At 41.3% G+C, this 18,662-nt stretch carries 16 protein-coding genes; 7 read left to right on the forward strand and 9 right to left on the reverse strand.

Translation table 11 applies throughout. The features are described 5' to 3' along the window. Positions 1-441: 441 nt before the first annotated feature. Entirely contained in the window at positions 442-1,872 is a 1,431-nt protein-coding gene (locus tag PR675_RS00355; RefSeq protein WP_060560715.1) for a 6-phospho-beta-glucosidase, read from the reverse strand. Positions 1,873-1,915: 43 nt separating this feature from the next. Further along, positions 1,916-3,355, reverse strand: a complete 1,440-nt coding sequence (gene ascF, locus PR675_RS00360; RefSeq protein WP_036943678.1) for a PTS cellobiose/arbutin/salicin transporter subunit IIBC — start codon at positions 3,353-3,355, stop codon at positions 1,916-1,918. A 356-nt stretch (positions 3,356-3,711) separates the two neighbouring features. On the opposite strand from ascF, the gene PR675_RS00365 reads away from it, so the two are divergent. Next, on the forward strand, positions 3,712-4,725 hold the full coding sequence (locus PR675_RS00365) for a LacI family DNA-binding transcriptional regulator (RefSeq protein ID WP_014657993.1): 1,014 nt from the start codon (positions 3,712-3,714) through the stop codon (positions 4,723-4,725). Between the two features lie 220 nt (positions 4,726-4,945). On the opposite strand, the gene PR675_RS00370 is transcribed toward PR675_RS00365, so the two are convergent. From PR675_RS00370 to PR675_RS00390, 5 genes are all read right to left on the reverse strand, one after another. Beyond that, positions 4,946-5,209 (reverse strand): DUF2798 domain-containing protein, encoded by a 264-nt coding sequence (locus tag PR675_RS00370; RefSeq protein WP_014657992.1) that lies wholly within the window; start codon positions 5,207-5,209, stop codon positions 4,946-4,948. Positions 5,210-5,452: 243 nt separating this feature from the next. Beyond that, positions 5,453-5,989 (reverse strand): aminoglycoside N-acetyltransferase AAC(2')-Ia, encoded by a 537-nt coding sequence (gene aac(2')-Ia / locus PR675_RS00375; protein WP_004918308.1) that lies wholly within the window; start codon positions 5,987-5,989, stop codon positions 5,453-5,455. 102 nt (positions 5,990-6,091) lie between these two features. After that, positions 6,092-6,679, reverse strand: a complete 588-nt coding sequence (locus PR675_RS00380; protein WP_232074397.1) for a YcxB family protein — start codon at positions 6,677-6,679, stop codon at positions 6,092-6,094. 166 nt (positions 6,680-6,845) lie between these two features. Continuing rightward, the gene (locus PR675_RS00385) at positions 6,846-7,859 is read right to left on the reverse strand and encodes a LacI family DNA-binding transcriptional regulator (RefSeq protein WP_004918303.1); all 1,014 of its coding nucleotides are present in this window, start codon (positions 7,857-7,859) and stop codon (positions 6,846-6,848) included. Positions 7,860-7,934: 75 nt separating this feature from the next. Then, positions 7,935-8,486, reverse strand: a complete 552-nt coding sequence (locus PR675_RS00390) for a D-lyxose/D-mannose family sugar isomerase (protein WP_004918301.1) — start codon at positions 8,484-8,486, stop codon at positions 7,935-7,937. A 211-nt stretch (positions 8,487-8,697) separates the two neighbouring features. Here PR675_RS00390 and PR675_RS00395 point away from each other — a divergent pair, with 211 nt between their 5' ends. From PR675_RS00395 to PR675_RS00415, 5 genes are all read left to right on the forward strand, one after another. Then, positions 8,698-9,735, forward strand: a complete 1,038-nt coding sequence (locus PR675_RS00395) for an NAD(P)-dependent alcohol dehydrogenase (RefSeq protein ID WP_040132983.1) — start codon at positions 8,698-8,700, stop codon at positions 9,733-9,735. Positions 9,736-9,738: 3 nt separating this feature from the next. Further along, positions 9,739-11,250, forward strand: a complete 1,512-nt coding sequence (xylB, locus tag PR675_RS00400) for a xylulokinase (protein ID WP_004918297.1) — start codon at positions 9,739-9,741, stop codon at positions 11,248-11,250. Further along, positions 11,247-12,749, forward strand: a complete 1,503-nt coding sequence (locus tag PR675_RS00405) for a sugar ABC transporter ATP-binding protein (RefSeq protein ID WP_060560713.1) — start codon at positions 11,247-11,249, stop codon at positions 12,747-12,749. The genes xylB and PR675_RS00405 overlap by 4 nt, the downstream gene beginning before the upstream one ends. A gap of 42 nt (positions 12,750-12,791) precedes the next feature. After that, positions 12,792-13,832 (forward strand): ABC transporter permease, encoded by a 1,041-nt coding sequence (locus tag PR675_RS00410; protein ID WP_036943664.1) that lies wholly within the window; start codon positions 12,792-12,794, stop codon positions 13,830-13,832. A gap of 83 nt (positions 13,833-13,915) precedes the next feature. Next, on the forward strand, positions 13,916-14,875 hold the full coding sequence (locus PR675_RS00415) for a substrate-binding domain-containing protein (protein WP_376738367.1): 960 nt from the start codon (positions 13,916-13,918) through the stop codon (positions 14,873-14,875). A 38-nt stretch (positions 14,876-14,913) separates the two neighbouring features. Here PR675_RS00415 and PR675_RS00420 read toward each other — a convergent pair whose 3' ends face one another. Together PR675_RS00420 and PR675_RS00425 are read right to left on the reverse strand one after the other, a co-directional pair. Beyond that, positions 14,914-15,279 (reverse strand): hypothetical protein, encoded by a 366-nt coding sequence (locus PR675_RS00420; protein ID WP_004918288.1) that lies wholly within the window; start codon positions 15,277-15,279, stop codon positions 14,914-14,916. A gap of 284 nt (positions 15,280-15,563) precedes the next feature. Continuing rightward, positions 15,564-16,925 (reverse strand): alanine/glycine:cation symporter family protein, encoded by a 1,362-nt coding sequence (locus PR675_RS00425; protein ID WP_004918286.1) that lies wholly within the window; start codon positions 16,923-16,925, stop codon positions 15,564-15,566. A 462-nt stretch (positions 16,926-17,387) separates the two neighbouring features. Between PR675_RS00425 and PR675_RS00430 the strand changes: the two genes are divergently transcribed. Next, positions 17,388-18,578 carry a TPM domain-containing protein gene (locus PR675_RS00430; RefSeq protein WP_060560712.1) on the forward strand — a complete coding sequence of 397 codons (1,191 nt, stop codon included), beginning with the start codon at positions 17,388-17,390 and terminating at the stop codon, positions 18,576-18,578. Positions 18,579-18,662: the final 84 nt, after the last annotated feature.

Here is an 18,662-nt window from a genome sequence, read left to right on the forward strand (position 1 = left end):
TAAATAAGGATGGCTATTTGGTTGTTGACGAAATAGTTAGAATAACCCGCAAACACTAGCCAATCATATTATCATTCACTGACCATCCCATCATTACTCCACCCACTTCTTCAATAGAGTGACTGTTGTCGTTCAAACAATGCCGCTTTCTACCTTCCAGCCAACTGAATGAGAGAGCGTTTTCCCTTCCTTTGAAGCGGATAACATTCCTCGCTGGTAACATGCCTCCATGATTTCATGGGTATACAGAATCAAACTCGCGCAATTCCTTGGCGACGATAACTTTGATCAACAACCATCGCTTCAAGGTAATTCACCGAAATGAGGCCATCATGAATTACCCTATTTCTCTGTAACGGTCATAAATGACTTTTTTGGCTACACTAGAACGTTTTTACCGTTTTAATAGCCCCTAGTTAAACACTGAACTAGGGGATTCTGTTATTCCAGATCCTCCCCATGACTCGCGATGACTTTTTGATACCAGTAGAAGGATTTTTTTTTCTTTCGTTCACGTGTTCCCCTACCTTGATCGTCAAGATCAACATAAATAAAGCCATAGCGTTTACTTAATTCCCCAGTGGACGCAGCAACCAAATCAATACAAGACCATGCTGTGTAGCCGATTACCGGAATACCATCCCCAATAGCCTCAGCCATAGCACGAATATGGCTACGTAAGTAGCTAATCCGATAATCATCATTAATTTCCCCGTCTTCCGTCACTTCATCTTTTGCACCGAACCCATTTTCGACTAAAAAAAGTGGTTTTTGATAACGGTCATACATCATATTCATCGTGATACGTAAGCCCAAGGGATCGATACCCCATCCCCAATCACTAACCTTGATATAGGGGTTTTTCAAGGACTTAACGACGTTGGCTTCGCTGCTATTCTGCTCGTTCATTTCTGCGGAAGTGCAACGGGAAGTGTAGTAACTAAAAGAGACAAAATCGACGGTATTGGTGAGAATCGCTTCATCTTCTGGCTCTACAACAAGCGAAATGTTCTTCTCTTTAAATAAGCGAGTCGCATAAGCTGGATAATATCCACGTACCTGTATATCCGTGAAAAAGAGGTTCTCGCGATCTTTATTCAGTGCCGCCCATACATCATCAGGACGACATGACCAAGGATAAAATCCCCCTCCAGCTAACATACAGCCAACTTGGTTGTCAGGATTAACTTCATGCGCAATACATGTCGCTAAAGCGCTGGCCACTAACACATGATGAGCCGCCTGATATTTAACCTGTTCAGGATCTTCATCAGCCTTGAAAACAAGCCCTGCGGCAGAAAAAGGGCTGTGCAGCATAATGTTGATTTCATTGAAAGTAAGCCAGTACTTTACTAAGCCATTAAACTCTTCAAAACAGGTTCGCGCATAACGGCTAAAAAAATCCACCATTTTTCGGTTACGCCATGAACCATACTCAGTCACCAAGTGCATGGGAACATCGAAGTGGCATAAAGTAACGAGTGGCTCAATATTGTATTTCTTACACTCATTAAACAGATCACGATAGAAAGCAATGCCTTCAGCATTAGGCGCCAACTCATCACCATTAGGATAAAGCCGACTCCATGCGATGGACGTTCTAAACACACTAAAGCCCATTTCCGCGAACAGTGCGATGTCTTCTTTATAGTGATGATAAAAATCAATAGATTGGTGACTGGGGTAATATTCATCCTTACGTAAGCTATAGCGTTGTTCCAACCCCAGTTTAACCGGCATCCGATGACTACCATAAGGGATCATGTCCACCGTGGTCAGCCCTTTTCCACTTTCACGGTATGCTCCCTCAGCTTGATTGGCTGAGATAGCTCCCCCCCAAAGGAAATTCTTGGGGAATTTTGCTGTGGACATACGTGTTTCTCCTGATTTATTCATTCACTCAGATAATTATTTGTTACGAACGAGATAAAGCCTGTGCTACCTGTTTTGGTTTATCATCCTGTTTTTCAACAGGAATATCTTCAAACCCAAGAAGCAGTGTCACAATAAATGACATTACCACCGACAAGATCATGACTCCAAATACCCAAACGATACTCATCGGATTTTGTGGATCAAAAAACTGTACGCTGGTGAATAGACCCGGAGCGGCCATAGAGTGACTTGCTAAACCACCGATTCCAGCAATTGCACCACAGAAAAATCCAGTGATTAAACAAGCGATTAAAGGTTTCTTAAGACGTATTACTACGCCATACAGTGCAGGCTCTGTGATCCCGGCGACAATCGCTGAGGCCGCAGCGGCAAGTGCCGTCTGACGTAATTCAGGGTTTTTCGTCCGCCAAGCAACCGCCAGCGATGAGCCACCCAATGAGAGGTTGGCACCAATTTCAGATGGCATCACCATGCCTTCTTTTCCTGTCTCAGCAATTGTCTGAATAATGGTTGGAGTAAATACTCGATGCATACCCGTCATGACAAGCAGTGGCCAAATAGCTCCCATAATGGCGACAGATAACCAACCAAGATAGTCATGAATAGTGTAAACCAGCGCTGAAATGCCACTCCCAATCCAGACCCCCATCGGCCCAATCAGGATAATGGCAATCGGCGAAGCTATCAGCACAATGAGCATCGGTTTAAGGAAATTTTTTGTAACCGCAGGGGTGATTTTATCAATCCACTTTTCAATATAAGAGAGGATCCAAGTCATGCATAATGCAGGGATCACAGTATAGGTGTATTTTACTGGAGTAATTGAAATTCCAATAAAATCGACAGGTTGACCTTGCGCTGCTTTAGCCATTAATTCAATAAATGCTGGATGCACCAACACCCCTGAAATAGCAATGGCGAGCGACATATTGGTTTTGAATTTCAGTGCAGCAGAGGCGGCAACCATAATCGGTAAGAAGAAAAATGCCCCATCACCAATGACATTGAGCAAAATAAATGTGGAGGAACTTTTTGTCAGAATACCAGACATCTCGAGGATCATGGCCAGTAATTTTACCATTGACGCGCCAATAATCGCAGGGATCAGCGGTGACATCGTGCTGATTAAAGCATCGAGAATACCGCTTCCTACACGGCGAAAGGACCAGCTTTTTTTAGCGATAAGTTGAGTTTCCTGCACAGCTCCTTCTGGTAGCAACTTGATCACTTGCTCATAAACCTTTGAAACTGTATTACCAATGATGATCTGATACTGTAAGTCCATCTTCACTACACCCAGCACACCATCGATACTTTTTAAGCGTGCAAGGTCAACAGGCTTATCGCTTTTCAATACAAGCCGCAGACGGGTCATACAGTGAGTAATAGCAGTGATATTTTCACTCCCGCCAATAGCATCAACAATTGCACGGGAAACAGCCACATAGTTCTTTGACATAATTAAATGCTCTCTTGTAATCACACTTTTCATTCAGCGGTATGCAGCTATACCCGTAACGAATACATATTCTGTTTTTTTGTAAACGCACCTAAGCCTATGTATTAATAGATATTTAATATCATTGCTTAAGTGTTTATATTACTGGGCAACAAATAGGTAACCGGTTACATATAATATTTAATATATTTGAAAGTAGTTCAAGATGTTTATTATTTTAATTGTTTTTATGTGACAGTTTTCACGTAATAGGATTGGGTTTTGGCTGGGATCCGCTTTGGTAGTGACATAGACCTCTGCATCTCCCTATATAAAAGTGTAAAATGATTTTGATATCAATTTGTCAGGATAAAGATATGTCTACAATGCAGGAAGTAGCGAAACGGGCAAACGTATCAAAAGCGACAGTTTCGCGAGTACTATCTGGAAAAGGCTACACCAGCGAGGAGACCAAAGTACGGGTCTATCAAGCCATTGAAGAAACCGGCTATCGTCCTAATTTACTAGCGCGTCACCTTTCAACCAGCAAATCCGCCTGCATTGGTTTGGTGGTGACCAATAATCTTTATCAGGGCAGTTATTTTAATGAAATCCTGTCACAAGCAGCAAAAAAACTAGAGGACAATGGCCGGCAACTGCTCCTTGTTGATGGAAAGCACAGTGCAGAGGAAGAGCATGCTGCGATTCAATTTTTGCTCGGATTGCGTTGTGATGCGATTATTGTTTATTCACGCTTTCTGAGTATTAGCCAGATAGATGAAATCATTGATCAACATACCCAACCGATTATGGTTGTGAACCGTAAACTGAGAAAAAATCACAGTCACTGTGTTGTCTGCGATCATAGGGGTGCCAGTTTTAATGCGACACAGTATCTCATTTCCCGAGGGCATAAAGAAATTGCCTTTATCACTGGTTCAATGGACTCGCCAACCGCGATTGAACGCCTGTCTGGTTATAAAGATGCCTTATCTGCCAATGGTATTGATATTAATGAGTCACTAATTATTTCTGGTCACTGGACACCATCTTGTGGTACTCAGGCCGTAATAAAATTACAGCAGCAAGCGACGCCTTTCACCGCTATTCTAGCCAGTAATGACGATATGGCCATTGGTGCAATCAAAGCGTTGGATGATGCAGGTATAACCGTTCCACAGCACGTTTCCGTTATCGGTTTCGATGATATTCCATTAGCCCCCTTCCTAAAACCTGCTTTATCCAGCATTAAAGATCCCATAAGTGCAATGATTAATGAGGCGATCCATCGCACTATTTCGATGCTTGATGGTGGCTATTTTTCAAAAGAAAACATCTTTACGTCTGAATTGAAAATAAGGGATTCAGTCGCTGATGGCCCTTATTTGTAGCGACTCACTATTGATCTCGTATGAATTTGGTGGCCATCAATGAGTTTGTTACAAGTTCTGATATTGGATTTGGCTTTAATTATGTGTATCTCTATCTACACATTCTTTATTAATTGAGCCTTTGACAAGATATTTGGCTTACCCAAAACCAGCATTACCACAAGAAGCGCAGATAACTTAATAATACCAATACGCCATCCATCATAAGGATGGCGATTACTTAACTCTTAACAAAAAATAGAGAGAATCTTTTCGCTAGTGGCAGAACGACCAGTACGGTAGGAAAAGCAATTATCCATGATAACATCCAAGAACTTAACCAAGGTGCTAGCATTTCACTATTCAACCCTAACGCTTTAACTGTACTGATTAAAGAAACAATACCACTCATCACTAATGACAAGAAAAAAGGGATCAAAAAGATCAGTGCTCTGGTGGGAAGTTTAGGTATTCCAAAGAGGGTATTTTTATTTTGTGAAGACATCGTGCAGACTCCAAATAAGACGAACACAACAGCATATAACTGTTGCATGACAAGTTATATGCGTTGATTAACGTAAACGCTTACGAGTCCTTAGACTAAAAATCAGCCTGTATTCTATATATAACAATTTTGTTGTCAAACTGGATTACCATTTAATGGTTTTATTTTTATCAATAAAATGAAAACTAACCTAAATATTATTAACAGTAATCCAGAATAATAACGCTATATTATCAATATTGATTACCACTGATCACCGCCACGAAAATCACAGTAAAGCGAAGCGGTAAAATCAACCTCACCATCCGCTTTCCAGCCCATGACTCCGCCTTCTTCTTCAATAGAACGGATATAGCTCCCTTGTTTCAATTCAAACAACTTACCTTTCCAGATTTGCCATCCAACCGAATGATACAATTTTTGTCCATCATCCGAAGCCGACAGCAGCCCTAATTGATAACACGAAGCTATAATTTTATTGGTTTGCAGCATCAATTGCCGCCCAATACCTTGGCGACGATAACTTTGTTCAACCACCATCGCTTCAACATACCCTACAGAGATAGGCGTATTATCTAGGGCCATATGGCGTTGAATAATTGCAACATGACCAACCAATTTTTGTTGATCAAAAGCCATGACGTGCATTCCACCTAAAGTGTGCGCGAAATCGTCATGCGAAAAATCGCCTTCAAAACCTTCAATTAATAAATCGTAAAGCGCTTCTTTTTCACTCAGTGTCAATTGGCTGGTATGCAGACTGCGGTATTCTATGCCCATAAAAACCTATATTAAAGTCGATTAAAGATACCGATACATTATAACGCCATTGAACCACCAAAAAGCGAAACAATCGTGCACTTTTCTTCACTTAACAGCTTATTATGGCACCGTATGTCGCTCGATTTGCTTTTTAATAAACGAATAAAGTTGCTGAAACTCTTCTTGTGAAGAAAACACTCGTGTAGGGAAAATAATAAAATCATTATCTCCAACATGGACAAATATCAAATCTTCTTGCACATCAACCTTGTTAACTCGAGGCCATAACACCTTATACATACTGTTATCTTGAATGGACTCAATAAAATAACGGTTAATTTTAATATGTCTAATATATGTCTCATCATTTTGCTCTTTGTGTTCATATTTTTTCATAAAATATTTTTCTAACACACTAGAAAGAAGGAGCGCCATCACTGCTATGACAATAAATGCTAGGGCTGTGCCACTCATTCTTTGTAAGCGAGCCATACTCGGGTCTATCTCTGTCGATAACAACAGCAATAATGCAATAGCAAAAAAGAATAATAAACCGATGACAAGACTATACAAGCTTAGATTGGCTATATTAAGGACCCAATGATAGGGTTTAGCCACGCTTATCACTTTGTTTGCTTTTATATACTTTTGTATTTTTCGTATTTCAGAAATAGAAAGTGAAAACTTGATGTCATAACGGTCTTTCATCTCACTAATGCCCCCAAACATTGGCTTTTAGTCTATCTTGGCAAGTATCACTATAGAGATATAAAAATGATATTTCCTCATGAAATATCACCCATAATAGTCTTATTCAGACACGTTAAGTTATGATAACAACAATATTTTCACCATTCTATGAAAGGAAAATTGACTAAACCGTATTGGTGAGTTTACCTCTAACAATAACCTTTGCTGGCTTCGCTGTTTCATCCGATGCCCTTCTCACCGCCATGTTAATCACTTGCCAAGAGATTTCTTGCAAATCGTGCGAGATACAAGGGAAGTTAAAACCATAAATTGATGAATAAGAGACCTCATCAATACTAAACAGTGAAACATCATCACGTAATGAAATTTGATGCTTAATACAAGCCTTGATGATCCCCAAAGAAATCTGGTTATTACAGCCGACAAAGAAATCAGGGGCACTGTTTTTTTGTAGATAGCTATCCGTTACTTTATAAGCTTCATCCATCAGAAAATCTGCATATAAAATTTCAACCTTATCGACACTTCCTTGTAATGCAGCTTTAAGCCCTGTCACCCTATCCCGTGCGACATTAGAATCTTCGGGTCCTGAAACAATGACAACACTTTTTGCCTCTTGTGACTGTATAAAACGCCCGGCTTGCAAACCACAGTCTAAATTATCAATATAAACACCACTACAGTGCTTAATATCAACTTCTCGGTCGACTAAAATAACAGGGATATTTAGCAGCTCAAGCTGCCGAAAATAATCGGGCTTATAAAAACGATCAGACGAAACCACAGAAAGAATGATGGCGTCAACATTATAGCCTATCAACTTTTCAATGATACGCGCCTCATTTTCCTTTGACTCATAAGAATCAAAAACCAATGTGTCGTACCCTACTTGATAGGCTTCTTGTGTCATCAACTTCGCTAAACCACCAAAAAATGGGTTCCCCATATCGGGGCTAACAATACCAATCGTTTTTGATGACTTAGCACGTAAATTGCGCGCTACGGCATTAACGACATAACCGATTTTGTCTGCCGCCTCTAAAATCCTTTTCAGCGTCTCGGGATGAACTTTATCTGGCTGAGAAAAAGCGCGTGATGCGGTGATTTTGCTGACATTAGCAAGCGCTGCGACATTTTCTAATGTCACTTTCTGTGACTTATGATCGGCCAATTTCATCTCCTTATTAAATTAAGTATCATTTCGTACCATTATAGTATCATTTAATCGTTTCAGTCATGCAAAACCGTAATATTATTCGACCCCTTCTAAACGTCGTACTCTTGGGTCGGTAAAAATATCAAATTCATCACGACTTTCACTTGAGAACTCAGAAACAACCGCTCCCATACTGCCAGCTTTAAACCAATGTAATGTATTAGGTTTTATCGTATACTGCTCTCCCGGTTTGAGTAAAATAAAGCGGTCACACTGATACCACTGCTCATCACCTTCTGGTTTAGGGCAAATCGGTTCCCCCGATTCATTTTTATTCAATGTTAACGAATCATCATCAACAAATAGGTATACTTCCCCCCACCGACAACGAAAAGTTTCTTGCTTACCCATTGAAGAGCCAAACGGTGGATGCCGATGCTCAGGGCAAACCTGATGGGGAAACAGCACCAACTCTTTAGCACAATAACGTTCGCTATTACAATAAGTTAACAGTTGTAAGCCTGAACGTGGATAGTCTGGTAATCCAAAACTGGCGATCTCAATTCGTGCTTTTTCTTCTTCTGTGAGACGGATATGTGCTTTTTCTAGGAAATTAACGACTTGCTGCCGATAGTGTGCTTTATTCATGCTCTGCTCTCCTCAATGATACCGATAACATTATAACGGCATCACCCCCTCAAAAAATGTGATCAGGTAGCCTATTCTTCCGCTTTTGTTTACAAAAATGCCACTCATTTAATGAAACTATAACCTGCGTCACATAAAAATAATAAAATTCGATCTAATATTCGCATCATAAAAATGATATCGATACCATAAAAATGAGCCAGAGGTAATCATGAAAGCATTAGTACTCGAAAAAGCAGGGAAAATTTCTATTCAAGATTGGCAAAGTCCTGAAGTCCTTGGAGAGGATGATGTCGAAATTAAAATTCATACCGTAGGCATTTGCGGTAGTGATGTTCACTACTACCAACATGGTCGTATCGGCCCCTTCGTCGTTGAAAAGCCAATGATTTTAGGCCATGAAGCATCCGGCGTAATTACCGCTGTTGGTAAAAATGTCACTCATCTAAAAGTTGGCGATCGCGTATGTATGGAACCTGGTATTCCTAATTTACAATCCACGCAATCGCGCGCTGGCCTGTACAACCTCGATCCCGCTGTACGCTTTTGGGCGACTCCTCCTGTTGATGGTTGCCTACGCGAGAGCGTTATTCATCCCGCTGCGTTCACTTTTAAATTACCTGAAAATGTCTCTTTTGCTGAAGGCGCAATGGTTGAACCACTCGCTATCGGTATGCAAGCCGCGACCAAAGCTGAAATCAAGCCCGGTGATATCGCACTCGTTATTGGTGCGGGAACTATCGGTATTATCACCGCGTTGTCTGCACTCGCTGGCGGCTGTTCAGATGTCATCATCTGTGACCTCTTCGATAAAAAACTGGAAGTCGCTAAACAATATCCAGGCCTACACCCTATCAATAGCAAAGATACTCAAGCTATCGCCGATAAAGTTAATGAACTCACTGAAGGTAATGGGGTGAATGTCTTATTCGAATGCAGCGGAGCGAAAGCGGTGATCGCTAATATCACTGAGCATATGGCACCGGGTGGAACTGCCGTATTAGTTGGTATGCCAATTGATCCTGCGCCTTTAGATATTGTTTCAGCGCAAGCGAAAGAAATTACGTTTAAAACCATTTTCCGTTACGCAAACATGTACCCACGTACTATCCGCCTACTCAGTTCCGGTAAGCTCAACGTAAAACCTTTGTTGTCAGCCACTTATAAGTTTAAAGACAGTGTTGAGGCTTATGAGCGTGCAGCTGAAGGCCGTCCAACCGATATTAAGATTGTGCTGGAAATGGAGTAATACATGACATTGTATGCTGGGATCGATTGCGGTACACAAAGTACCAAAGTCGTTATCGTGGATAGCGAAAGCGCACAAATTTTGGGTGAAGGCTCTGCGCCTCACCCACTCATTAGCGAAGCATCTGGGCGCCGTGAACAGCATGCTTCTTGGTGGACAGACGCACTTGTCAGTGCGTTTCACCAAGCGCTCAATAATGCCAGTATTGATGGTAAAGAGATAGCCGCAATCGCCGTTTCAGGCCAACAACATGGTTTTGTGCCTTTGGATGCCCAAGGCAAGGTGATCGCACCGGTTAAACTGTGGTGTGATACGGAAACAACGGCAGAAAACCAAAAGATCATTGATGCTTTAGGTGGCACTGACGGTGCGTTATCTCAACTCGGACTCATGCCTCAAACAGGTTATACCATTTCTAAAATTTTATGGTTGAAAACTCACCACCCTGAACTTTGGGAACAGTTAGAGACGGTATTACTGCCACATGATTACCTCAATTTTTGGCTAACGGGCGTTCGTGTGGCTGAATTTGGTGATGCATCTGGTACTGGCCTGTTAAATATTCGTACCCGTGAATGGGATGTTCATACCATCAATCTAATTGATGATTCAGGCCGTCTACAACGAGCTTTACCTCCACTTGTCACTGCTGAAACCTGCATTGGCACCGTACTTCCTGAAATCGCCCATAAACTTGGCATTTCGAGCCAAACGAAAGTGGCATCAGGCGGGGGTGACAACATGATGGCTGCAATTGGTACTGGTAATATTATACCGGGTATCATCACCATGAGCTTAGGTACCTCTGGCACACTATTTACCTATTCGAATACACCTGTTGTCGCCGATTCAGAAATGATTGCCGGTTTCTGCTCTTCAACCAATGGTTGGCTGCCTTTGATTTGCACAATGAATGTCACATCAGCCACCACGACGATACAAAAATTTTTGAATCTTGATCTTAATGGTTTTAATCAGGCCTTAGAGCAAACAGAGCCGGGTGCTAATGGGTTACAAATACTGCCATTTTTCAATGGCGAACGTGTTCCTCAACTGCCTCTCGCTAAGGCGAGCATCCATAATATTGATAGTAATAATTTAAATGCACAAAATTTGAGCCTTGCTGTCGTAGAAAGCGCCACTTATGGTTTGCGCTTTGGCATTGATTTATTCCGTAAACAAGGGATACAAACCAACGAAATCCGCCTAACTGGTGGCGGGGCTAAAAGTGCCAAATGGCGTCAAATTGTCGCGAACATTATGAATTCCCCTGTTATTTGTGTGACTAACAGCGAAGCTGCTGCACTGGGAGCGGCTATTCAAGCTGTTTGGTGCGACACCTTAACAGAGCAAGATAATAAAACAGAATTATTAGCAAAAATTTGCCAGCGTTTCGTTCACCTTGATGAGAGCACGCTGGTCAATCCTGATAGTGAAAAAGTTTCTCGCTATGAAGCTTTATATCAAGACTATCTTTCGTTACTCCAAACTGAATATCCAGAGGTGGCTGTATGACAAACTCAGCGGGCATTCAGGCGGATGAACTTTTACATATTACTGGGGTTAGAAAATCGTTTGGGCCAGTCGTTGCGCTGAAAAATGCGCAATTTAGCCTGAAAAAAGGATCTATTCATGCTTTATGTGGCGGCAATGGCGCAGGTAAATCGACCTTTTTAAGTATCCTAATGGGGTTCATTCAGCCTGACTCAGGCGACATTTTTGTGAAAGGAAAACGGTGTCACTTTCATCAACCAAAGGATGCACTCAATGCCGGTATAGCGATTGTTCAACAAGAACTGAGTTCGATTCCTGATCTGACAATTGCAGAGAATATTTGGTTAGGTCGCGAGCCTAAAAAACTCGGTTTCGTTGATTTCAAAAAAATGAATCAACTGACAGCAGATTTAATGGCTGACCTACATTTTGATCTTTCGCCAACAGAAAAAGTGCGCAATCTCAGCGTTGCTGAACAACAACTGGTGGAAATTGCTAAAGCACTTTCTCACTCAAATGCTGACATCATCATTATGGATGAACCAACATCCGCAATAGGTGAAGAGGATGCGCAAAAAATCTTTGATGTGATTACGCGTTTAGCTCAAAAAGGCAAAGGGATTATTTATGTTTCCCACCGCCTATCCGAGATATTCCAAATCGCGGACACTTTTTCGATTTTCCGTGATGGCACATTTATCACTGAAGGGGTGATTGCCGATATTACTCGCGAACAATTAATTGAGCATATTATCGGTGGCGAATTTAAAGATGAATTCGCCAAATTCAACCAACCAACTAATGAAACTATTTTAACTGTCGAACAATTAAGTTGGCTCAATAAAATAAAAAATATCAGCCTCACCCTGAAAAAAGGCGAGATCCTTGGAATATATGGGCTGGTTGGGTCCGGCCGTAGTGAGTTTCTTGATCTTATTTTTGGTATTGAACACGCCTCATCGGGAACCATTAAAATTAATGACATCCAATTAGGGAAACACTCCCCTCAAGATGCCATTAAAGCGGGCATTGCTTATGTCACTGAAGACAGGAAAGAAACGGGGTTAATGCTGGGTCGTTCAATTAACGAAAACATTAATATCGCTTCATTCTCTGATATTAGCAGAGCGAGTTTTATCAATGAAAAGAAAGAGCAAGCTCGTGCAGATGACATGATCAAACTCTTCAACATTAAAACACCAGATGCCGATCAACTTGCAGGAAATCTTAGTGGTGGTAACCAACAAAAGGTTGTCTTAGGCCGTTGGGCGCTTCTCGACCCTGAAGTGATGCTACTTGATGAACCAACCCGTGGAATCGATGTGGGAGCCAAAAAAGAAATCTATCGTTATATGTCGGAGTTCGCTTTAAAAGGCAAAGGGATCATCATGGTTTCTTCTGAACTGTCAGAAATTATCGGTATGAGCGACCGCATTATTGTATTCCGTGATGGTGAATTAGCTGGTGAGTTATCGGCAACTGAAGCAACTCAAACAGAATTAATGAAACTTGCTGTTTAATTCAGCACATTGGTTTTTATTCAAAAAATAAAGAGAAAAACTATGAATAGTACTTACTCTACGCCAACAACGGGGATGTCCTTTTTAGCCCGCAATAAGAAAAACATGCACAAGTACGGCATTATCATGGCTTTCTTTGTACTTTGCCTAATTGTTGCTGTGATAGGTGAAGTGCAAGTTGCGCGCGGCGAATGGACTAACAACTATTTTCTTAGTCAAGACAATATGTTGATTGTCTTACGCCAAATATCAATTAACGGTATCTTAGCGATTGGCATGACCTTCGTCATTATCACCGCGGGGGTTGACTTATCGGTTGGCTCAGTCCTCGCTCTGAGCGGTATTGTAGCAGCGCGTTTTGCAACCACAAATGCAGGCCTATCCATTGGCGACACCGCGAATGCCGTTATGATGCCAATGATCATCGCATTAGGCATTGGTATCATCTGTGGTCTCATTAACGGAACTATTTTAGCAAAATTCAACCTACAACCGTTTATCGTGACCATGGGGATGCTCTCCGCTGCCCGTGGCCTAACCCTATTAACTACCGACGGCAACCCCGTATCACAACTCAATAATGACTTTAGATGGTTAGGTAATGGCTATATCTTTGATATCCCCGTGCCCGTCGTCATATTAATCGTGATCTTTGCACTCGCTTGGGTATTGCTAAATAAAACAACATTTGGCCGTTATGTCTATGCGGTTGGTGGCAATCCTAAAAGTGCAAGAACATCCGGTATTAGTGTCATCAAAGTCAAAGTGCTGGTTTATACCCTGTGTGGTGCATTAGCGGGTATTGCTGGACTGATCCTTACCGCAAGAACTGGCTCTGCACAAACCAGTGCCGGTGGAGCCTATGAACTAGATGCTATCGCTGCCGTCGTTATTGGCGGAACCAGTATGTCTGGTGGCGTTGGTACACTGGTTGGCACCTTCTTTGGTGTGCTAATTATCGGCGTTATGAACAATGGATTAGATTTGTTGGGTGTTCCCTCTTATTACCAACAAATCATTAAAGGTGCGTTGATCGTCATCGCGGTTCTGCTCGACCCTTCACGTAAACAAAGACGTGACTAATTAAAACAACACTGACCCTCACTGTGAAAGGTATCATAATGAAAAAAATGACTAAAATTGCAGCTCTTACCACTGCACTATTCATGAGTAATATGGCGCTTGCAGCCAAAGAGGAGCCTGTCAAAATTGCTATTTTGATGTATGGCATGAAAGCTGAATTTGTTCAATTAATGGAAAAAGCCGCCAAAGAGCACCCTGCGGTTAAAGAGGGTGAAGCGGTGATCACCGTTTACGATGGTCGCTATGATCCGATGGTGCAAAACAACCAAGCGGAAACAGCAATTCAGACTAAAGCAGATGCTATCATCATCAACCCAATGGATTATGAAGCGAACATTGATGTCGTCACTATGGCAAATGATGCCAAAATCCCTGTGATCGTGACTAACGCACGCCTCAACACGGATAAAATGACCGCTGAAGTTGTTTCTGATGACGTTTTAGGTGGTTATATGGAAGCAAAAACCGTCCTCGATAAAATGAACTGTGAAGGTAATGTTGTGATTATCGAAGGCCCTAAAGGGGGTAGCGGTGAGATCCAACGCGGTGAAGGTAACGATAAAGCTATCGCTGAATGTGGCCCCGGAAAAATTAAAGTATTAGAACGCAAAACAGCTAACTGGTCACGTGCAGAAGCAATGCCACTCATGGAAAACTGGTTACAAAAACACCGTGGCAAAATCAACGGCGTCATCGCTCAAAACGATGAAATGGCTTTAGGTGCTATCGAAGCCATTAAAGGTGCCGGCCTTGATGTAAATAGCTTTGCTATTGCTGGTGTGGATGGTGTTTCTGATGCGATCCTAGCAGTGCAGAACGGAGAAATGGTTTCTATCCTACAAGATGCCAATGCTCAAATGCAGGGCTCGATTGATATCGCAATGAAGTCAGTCAAAGGCGACAGCTATCAACCCAAATCAGCTATTTGGAAACAATATGCCGATCAACTGCAATGGAATGACGGTAAAGATAAACGTTACCAAATCCCTTGGACTGTAGTCACAAAAGACAATGCGCAACAACTGTTAGACGCACGTAAGTAAGTTATTTTTATCGCCACTCATACTTTGGGTGGCGATATTCAGCTCACATTATGAACAATCGGTAATTTCGTTATTTCCAATTCCGCTTCCCCTATTTTCGTGCATTCGACCTTTTCCCCATCCTTATAAATAAAATAGTAACGTTTATGATCCCCTGCCTTTTTCACTAATGAATCACCATTTAAGAAATTATAAATTTTATAGTTTACATTGTGTTCGTTATAACTAATGGCCGGGTGAGAGACAATAAAGCGGCTTCCCCACTTCAATGTGCTAATTAAATAATTTGTATGTAGTACGGTCATCACTCCCCTTTCAGGGCATTTAAGATCATATTCTTTCATCGCTTGCACGGGTAAGCAAATCGCACACAACATCGCAATCGAAATCCCCTTTTTTAGCATTTTCCCTCCGTATTATTAGCTTATTAATATATTACTCGCATCACCACTCGGTTTTTTATGAAAACATTGCCTCTACACAATTGCAATATTTTTCCTGTGAAATCATAGTGCTATTCTATTTATAAATAGAAAAAATCGATATTACATATAAGAAATATAGGTCTAACAGGGAAAGGCGTTGGAAAAGAATTAGGGGCGAATAAGAGCAAAATAAAAAACGAAAATACCCTACCACCTAAATGTTGAGATGGCCTCACAGAGCGTGAGGCCATCAGTGATATTATTTATTTTTCCATATCAATGCTGTCGGCATTGACATCTTTAATATGATCCCGCGTTAAACGGTAAACAACCGGACTTAACAATAATAGAGCAATCAAGTTCGGTATCGCCATCATCGCGTTTAAGGTATCTGCAAGTAGCCAAACAAAATCAAGAGATTGGGTTGCACCAATCGGTAATGCAATAAGCCATAACACCCTAAAGACCTTAATTGCCCTCACCCCAAATAAATATTGCACACATTTTTCACCGTAAAAACTCCATCCTAGGATAGTGGTAAAAGCAAATATGGCTAACGCAACGGCAACAATATAATTCCCACCGGGGATCGCTGATTGGAAAGAAGATGCGGTTAGTGTCGCCCCTGTTTCACTTGTTAACCATCCACCAGTAATAATGATAGTAAGACCTGTTACCGAACACACGATAATGGTATCGATAAAAGTACCTAACATTGCGATCAACCCTTGGCGGATCGGGTTTTGAGTTTTTGCCGCAGCGTGAGCAATAGGTGCACTTCCCAAACCAGCCTCATTGGAAAATACGCCACGCGCAACACCAAAGCGAATTGCCGCCCATACAGCAGCACCTGCAAACCCACCCTGAGCCGCAACCGGTGTAAATGCTGAGGTAATCACTAAAGAAAATGCAGCTGGGATCTCCGTAAAATTGAGCCCTAATACCAATAAACCTGCACCAAAATAAGCCACGGTCATGAATGGTACGAGTTTCCCTGCAACATCAGAGATACGACGCAATCCACCAATTAACACAGCACCAACTAAGATTACAAGTGCCCCAGCAGTCAACCATTTATGCACGCCGAAGTTACTTTCCAGCACATCGGCAACAGAGTTCGCTTGTACAGTATTCCCAATTCCAAAACTGGCGCAAGCACCAAAAAGAGCAAATAATGTACCTAACCAAATCCATTTAGGCCCTAAACCATTTTTGATGTAATACATTGGGCCACCAACATATTGTCCATACTTATCGACTTCTCGAAAACGTACCGCAAGCACAGCTTCTGAGTACTTTGTGGCCATACCAACCAATGCCGTGATCCACATCCAAAACAGCGCGCCTGGCCCTCCCATCACCACAGCGGTGGCAACCCCTGCGATATTACCAGTACCGATTGTCGCCGATAATGCTGTCATTAACGCATTAAAAGGCGATATTTGCCCTTCACCCCTATCCTCATTTTTCTGAAACAGTAACTTAAACCCTGTACCCAATTTACGGATTGGCAAAAATGCCAATCGGAGCTGCATATAGATCCCAACACCGAGGATCCCAATCAACATGGGAACTCCCCACACAATACCGTTAAGTTCTCCTAACCAAGCTGTTATCAGTTCCATTCTGCCCTCACATAAGCTGTATTCACTTTATTCTTTATCCGTCTGTCACAATTCAATAACATTTCTGTATAAAATTTAATAAAGACGATAAATCTATTAAGTGCGAGAAAAAAATGTCTTAAATAGCAAGATAAGTTAAAGAATGTGAGTAATGTCACCTCGTTGCGATTAGAAATTAAGCTTTTGTTAGACAATATGTGAGCTTTGCTACTCAAGAGTTCAAGAGTAGCCTATTAACATTTAATGATATGAATGACAGGTTTTAACGAATATTCTTATTTTATCGGAACAATATTCAATGATTAAATTAATTTTAATTTAATCATTATTTCTCAAAACGCTATTCCATCCTATGAAAACGATTACAAATTAAATAAGATTATGTATTATTCAGTCAGTATATGCTGACGTTATATGACTATCGAATATAATGAAATTCACCCTTTCAGAAAGGATTCCACGATGATTGGCAAAATTCAGCAAACAAAACAATGGCTATGGGGATTGTTTTTCTTATTGTTCTCTATTCCCACTTTTGCGAATACACTTTCTATTCCCACGATGACCAGTCACGTCGTGGATGAAGCACATTTATTAACAACAGAACAGCGCGATAGTTTAGCTCGACGGTTAGCGCTATTTCAGCAACAAACTGGGTCGCAAATTGCCATTTTAATCGTAAAGAGTACTTCCCCATTAGATATTGAAAGCTATGCAGAAAAAGTATTCAATCAATGGAGGATTGGTCGTATAAATATTGATGACGGTGTTCTTTTACTCGTCTCTGTCAATGACCGTACAATGCGTATCGAGGTGGGTTATGGGTTAGAAGGGGCAATCAGCGATAGCCTTGCAAAGCGTATTTTAGAATATGATTTTATACCTGAATTTAAGCGCGGTAATTATGCAGGAGGTCTCAACCGTACTATTGATTCCCTAATCGCCTTAATAAAAAATGAGCCACTCCCTGACGCCAAAACTCCTAGCTTTTTTATTTCTAAACAACCTGCTCCCTTTGGTTTATTAGATGCTTCACTTGCTATCGTACTAGCGGCAAGCGCTTATATCTGGCTTTTTATCATATATCATCTTATTAAATTACATAAACTTAAGGCTGCAATTCCAATCGCTATCATTCTCTTGTTAACTGCTTACACTGGCGGCTTTAATAACCCCGCAGGTAATGGCATGAAGTTTGGAGAAGATTTTTTATATACAGAATTACCACGTTGGAGCCAATTCCTTTTTCTCAAAATACTACCCACCTGGATGGTGTTCATCCTCGCTTTCACTATGTTTGTTGCGATATTTCTACTTTTATTTTTGGCTGTTGCTATTATTTATAAAATACTTGGCCTCATTATTAAGTCAGAAAAAAAGCGTCTTTCGATTACTATTGCCTTCTTATTTACTGGTTTTATTTTTCTATTTGCACTCGTCATATCAGAAGGTGATTTTGTTATTTCATCCGTTATTTCAAGTAGTGTTGGTTGCATCATTGGCATTGGTCATTATTTTGGTTTTATCAATGTGTACATTGGTGGGAGCAATAATAATGGCCGAGGCGGCAGTGGTGGAGGCCGAGGCGGTGGCGGATTTAGCGGAGGTGGTGGCGGGAGCTCCGGTGGAGGCGGCTCTTCAGGGTCGTGGTAAATTTCCTTAAGACTACGCCATAGTAGCCATTCACGGGATACGCCTAACACGAGATTTCAAGTTAGGTTGCTAAAATAACAATTT

The sequence above is a fragment of the Providencia sp. PROV261 genome, assembly GCF_028477945.1.
Classification (GTDB): Bacteria; Pseudomonadota; Gammaproteobacteria; order Enterobacterales; family Enterobacteriaceae; genus Providencia; species Providencia stuartii.

Excerpts from the sequence above, each read along its gene's own strand:
- PR675_RS00355 (WP_060560715.1), bottom strand. The coding sequence starts at position 1,872 with ATGTCCACAGCAAAATTCCCCAAGAATTTCCTTTGGGGGGGAGCTATC.
- ascF (WP_036943678.1), bottom strand. The coding sequence starts at position 3,355 with ATGTCAAAGAACTATGTGGCTGTTTCCCGTGCAATTGTTGATGCTATT.
- PR675_RS00365 (WP_014657993.1), top strand. The coding sequence starts at position 3,712 with ATGTCTACAATGCAGGAAGTAGCGAAACGGGCAAACGTATCAAAAGCG.
- PR675_RS00370 (WP_014657992.1), bottom strand. The coding sequence starts at position 5,209 with ATGTCTTCACAAAATAAAAATACCCTCTTTGGAATACCTAAACTTCCC.
- PR675_RS00380 (WP_232074397.1), bottom strand. The coding sequence starts at position 6,679 with ATGAAAGACCGTTATGACATCAAGTTTTCACTTTCTATTTCTGAAATA.
- PR675_RS00385 (WP_004918303.1), bottom strand. The coding sequence starts at position 7,859 with ATGAAATTGGCCGATCATAAGTCACAGAAAGTGACATTAGAAAATGTC.
- PR675_RS00390 (WP_004918301.1), bottom strand. The coding sequence starts at position 8,486 with ATGAATAAAGCACACTATCGGCAGCAAGTCGTTAATTTCCTAGAAAAA.
- PR675_RS00395 (WP_040132983.1), top strand. The coding sequence starts at position 8,698 with ATGAAAGCATTAGTACTCGAAAAAGCAGGGAAAATTTCTATTCAAGAT.
- xylB (WP_004918297.1), top strand. The coding sequence starts at position 9,739 with ATGACATTGTATGCTGGGATCGATTGCGGTACACAAAGTACCAAAGTC.
- PR675_RS00405 (WP_060560713.1), top strand. The coding sequence starts at position 11,247 with ATGACAAACTCAGCGGGCATTCAGGCGGATGAACTTTTACATATTACT.
- PR675_RS00410 (WP_036943664.1), top strand. The coding sequence starts at position 12,792 with ATGAATAGTACTTACTCTACGCCAACAACGGGGATGTCCTTTTTAGCC.
- PR675_RS00415 (WP_376738367.1), top strand. The coding sequence starts at position 13,916 with ATGAGTAATATGGCGCTTGCAGCCAAAGAGGAGCCTGTCAAAATTGCT.
- PR675_RS00420 (WP_004918288.1), bottom strand. The coding sequence starts at position 15,279 with ATGCTAAAAAAGGGGATTTCGATTGCGATGTTGTGTGCGATTTGCTTA.
- PR675_RS00425 (WP_004918286.1), bottom strand. The coding sequence starts at position 16,925 with ATGGAACTGATAACAGCTTGGTTAGGAGAACTTAACGGTATTGTGTGG.
- PR675_RS00430 (WP_060560712.1), top strand. The coding sequence starts at position 17,388 with ATGATTGGCAAAATTCAGCAAACAAAACAATGGCTATGGGGATTGTTT.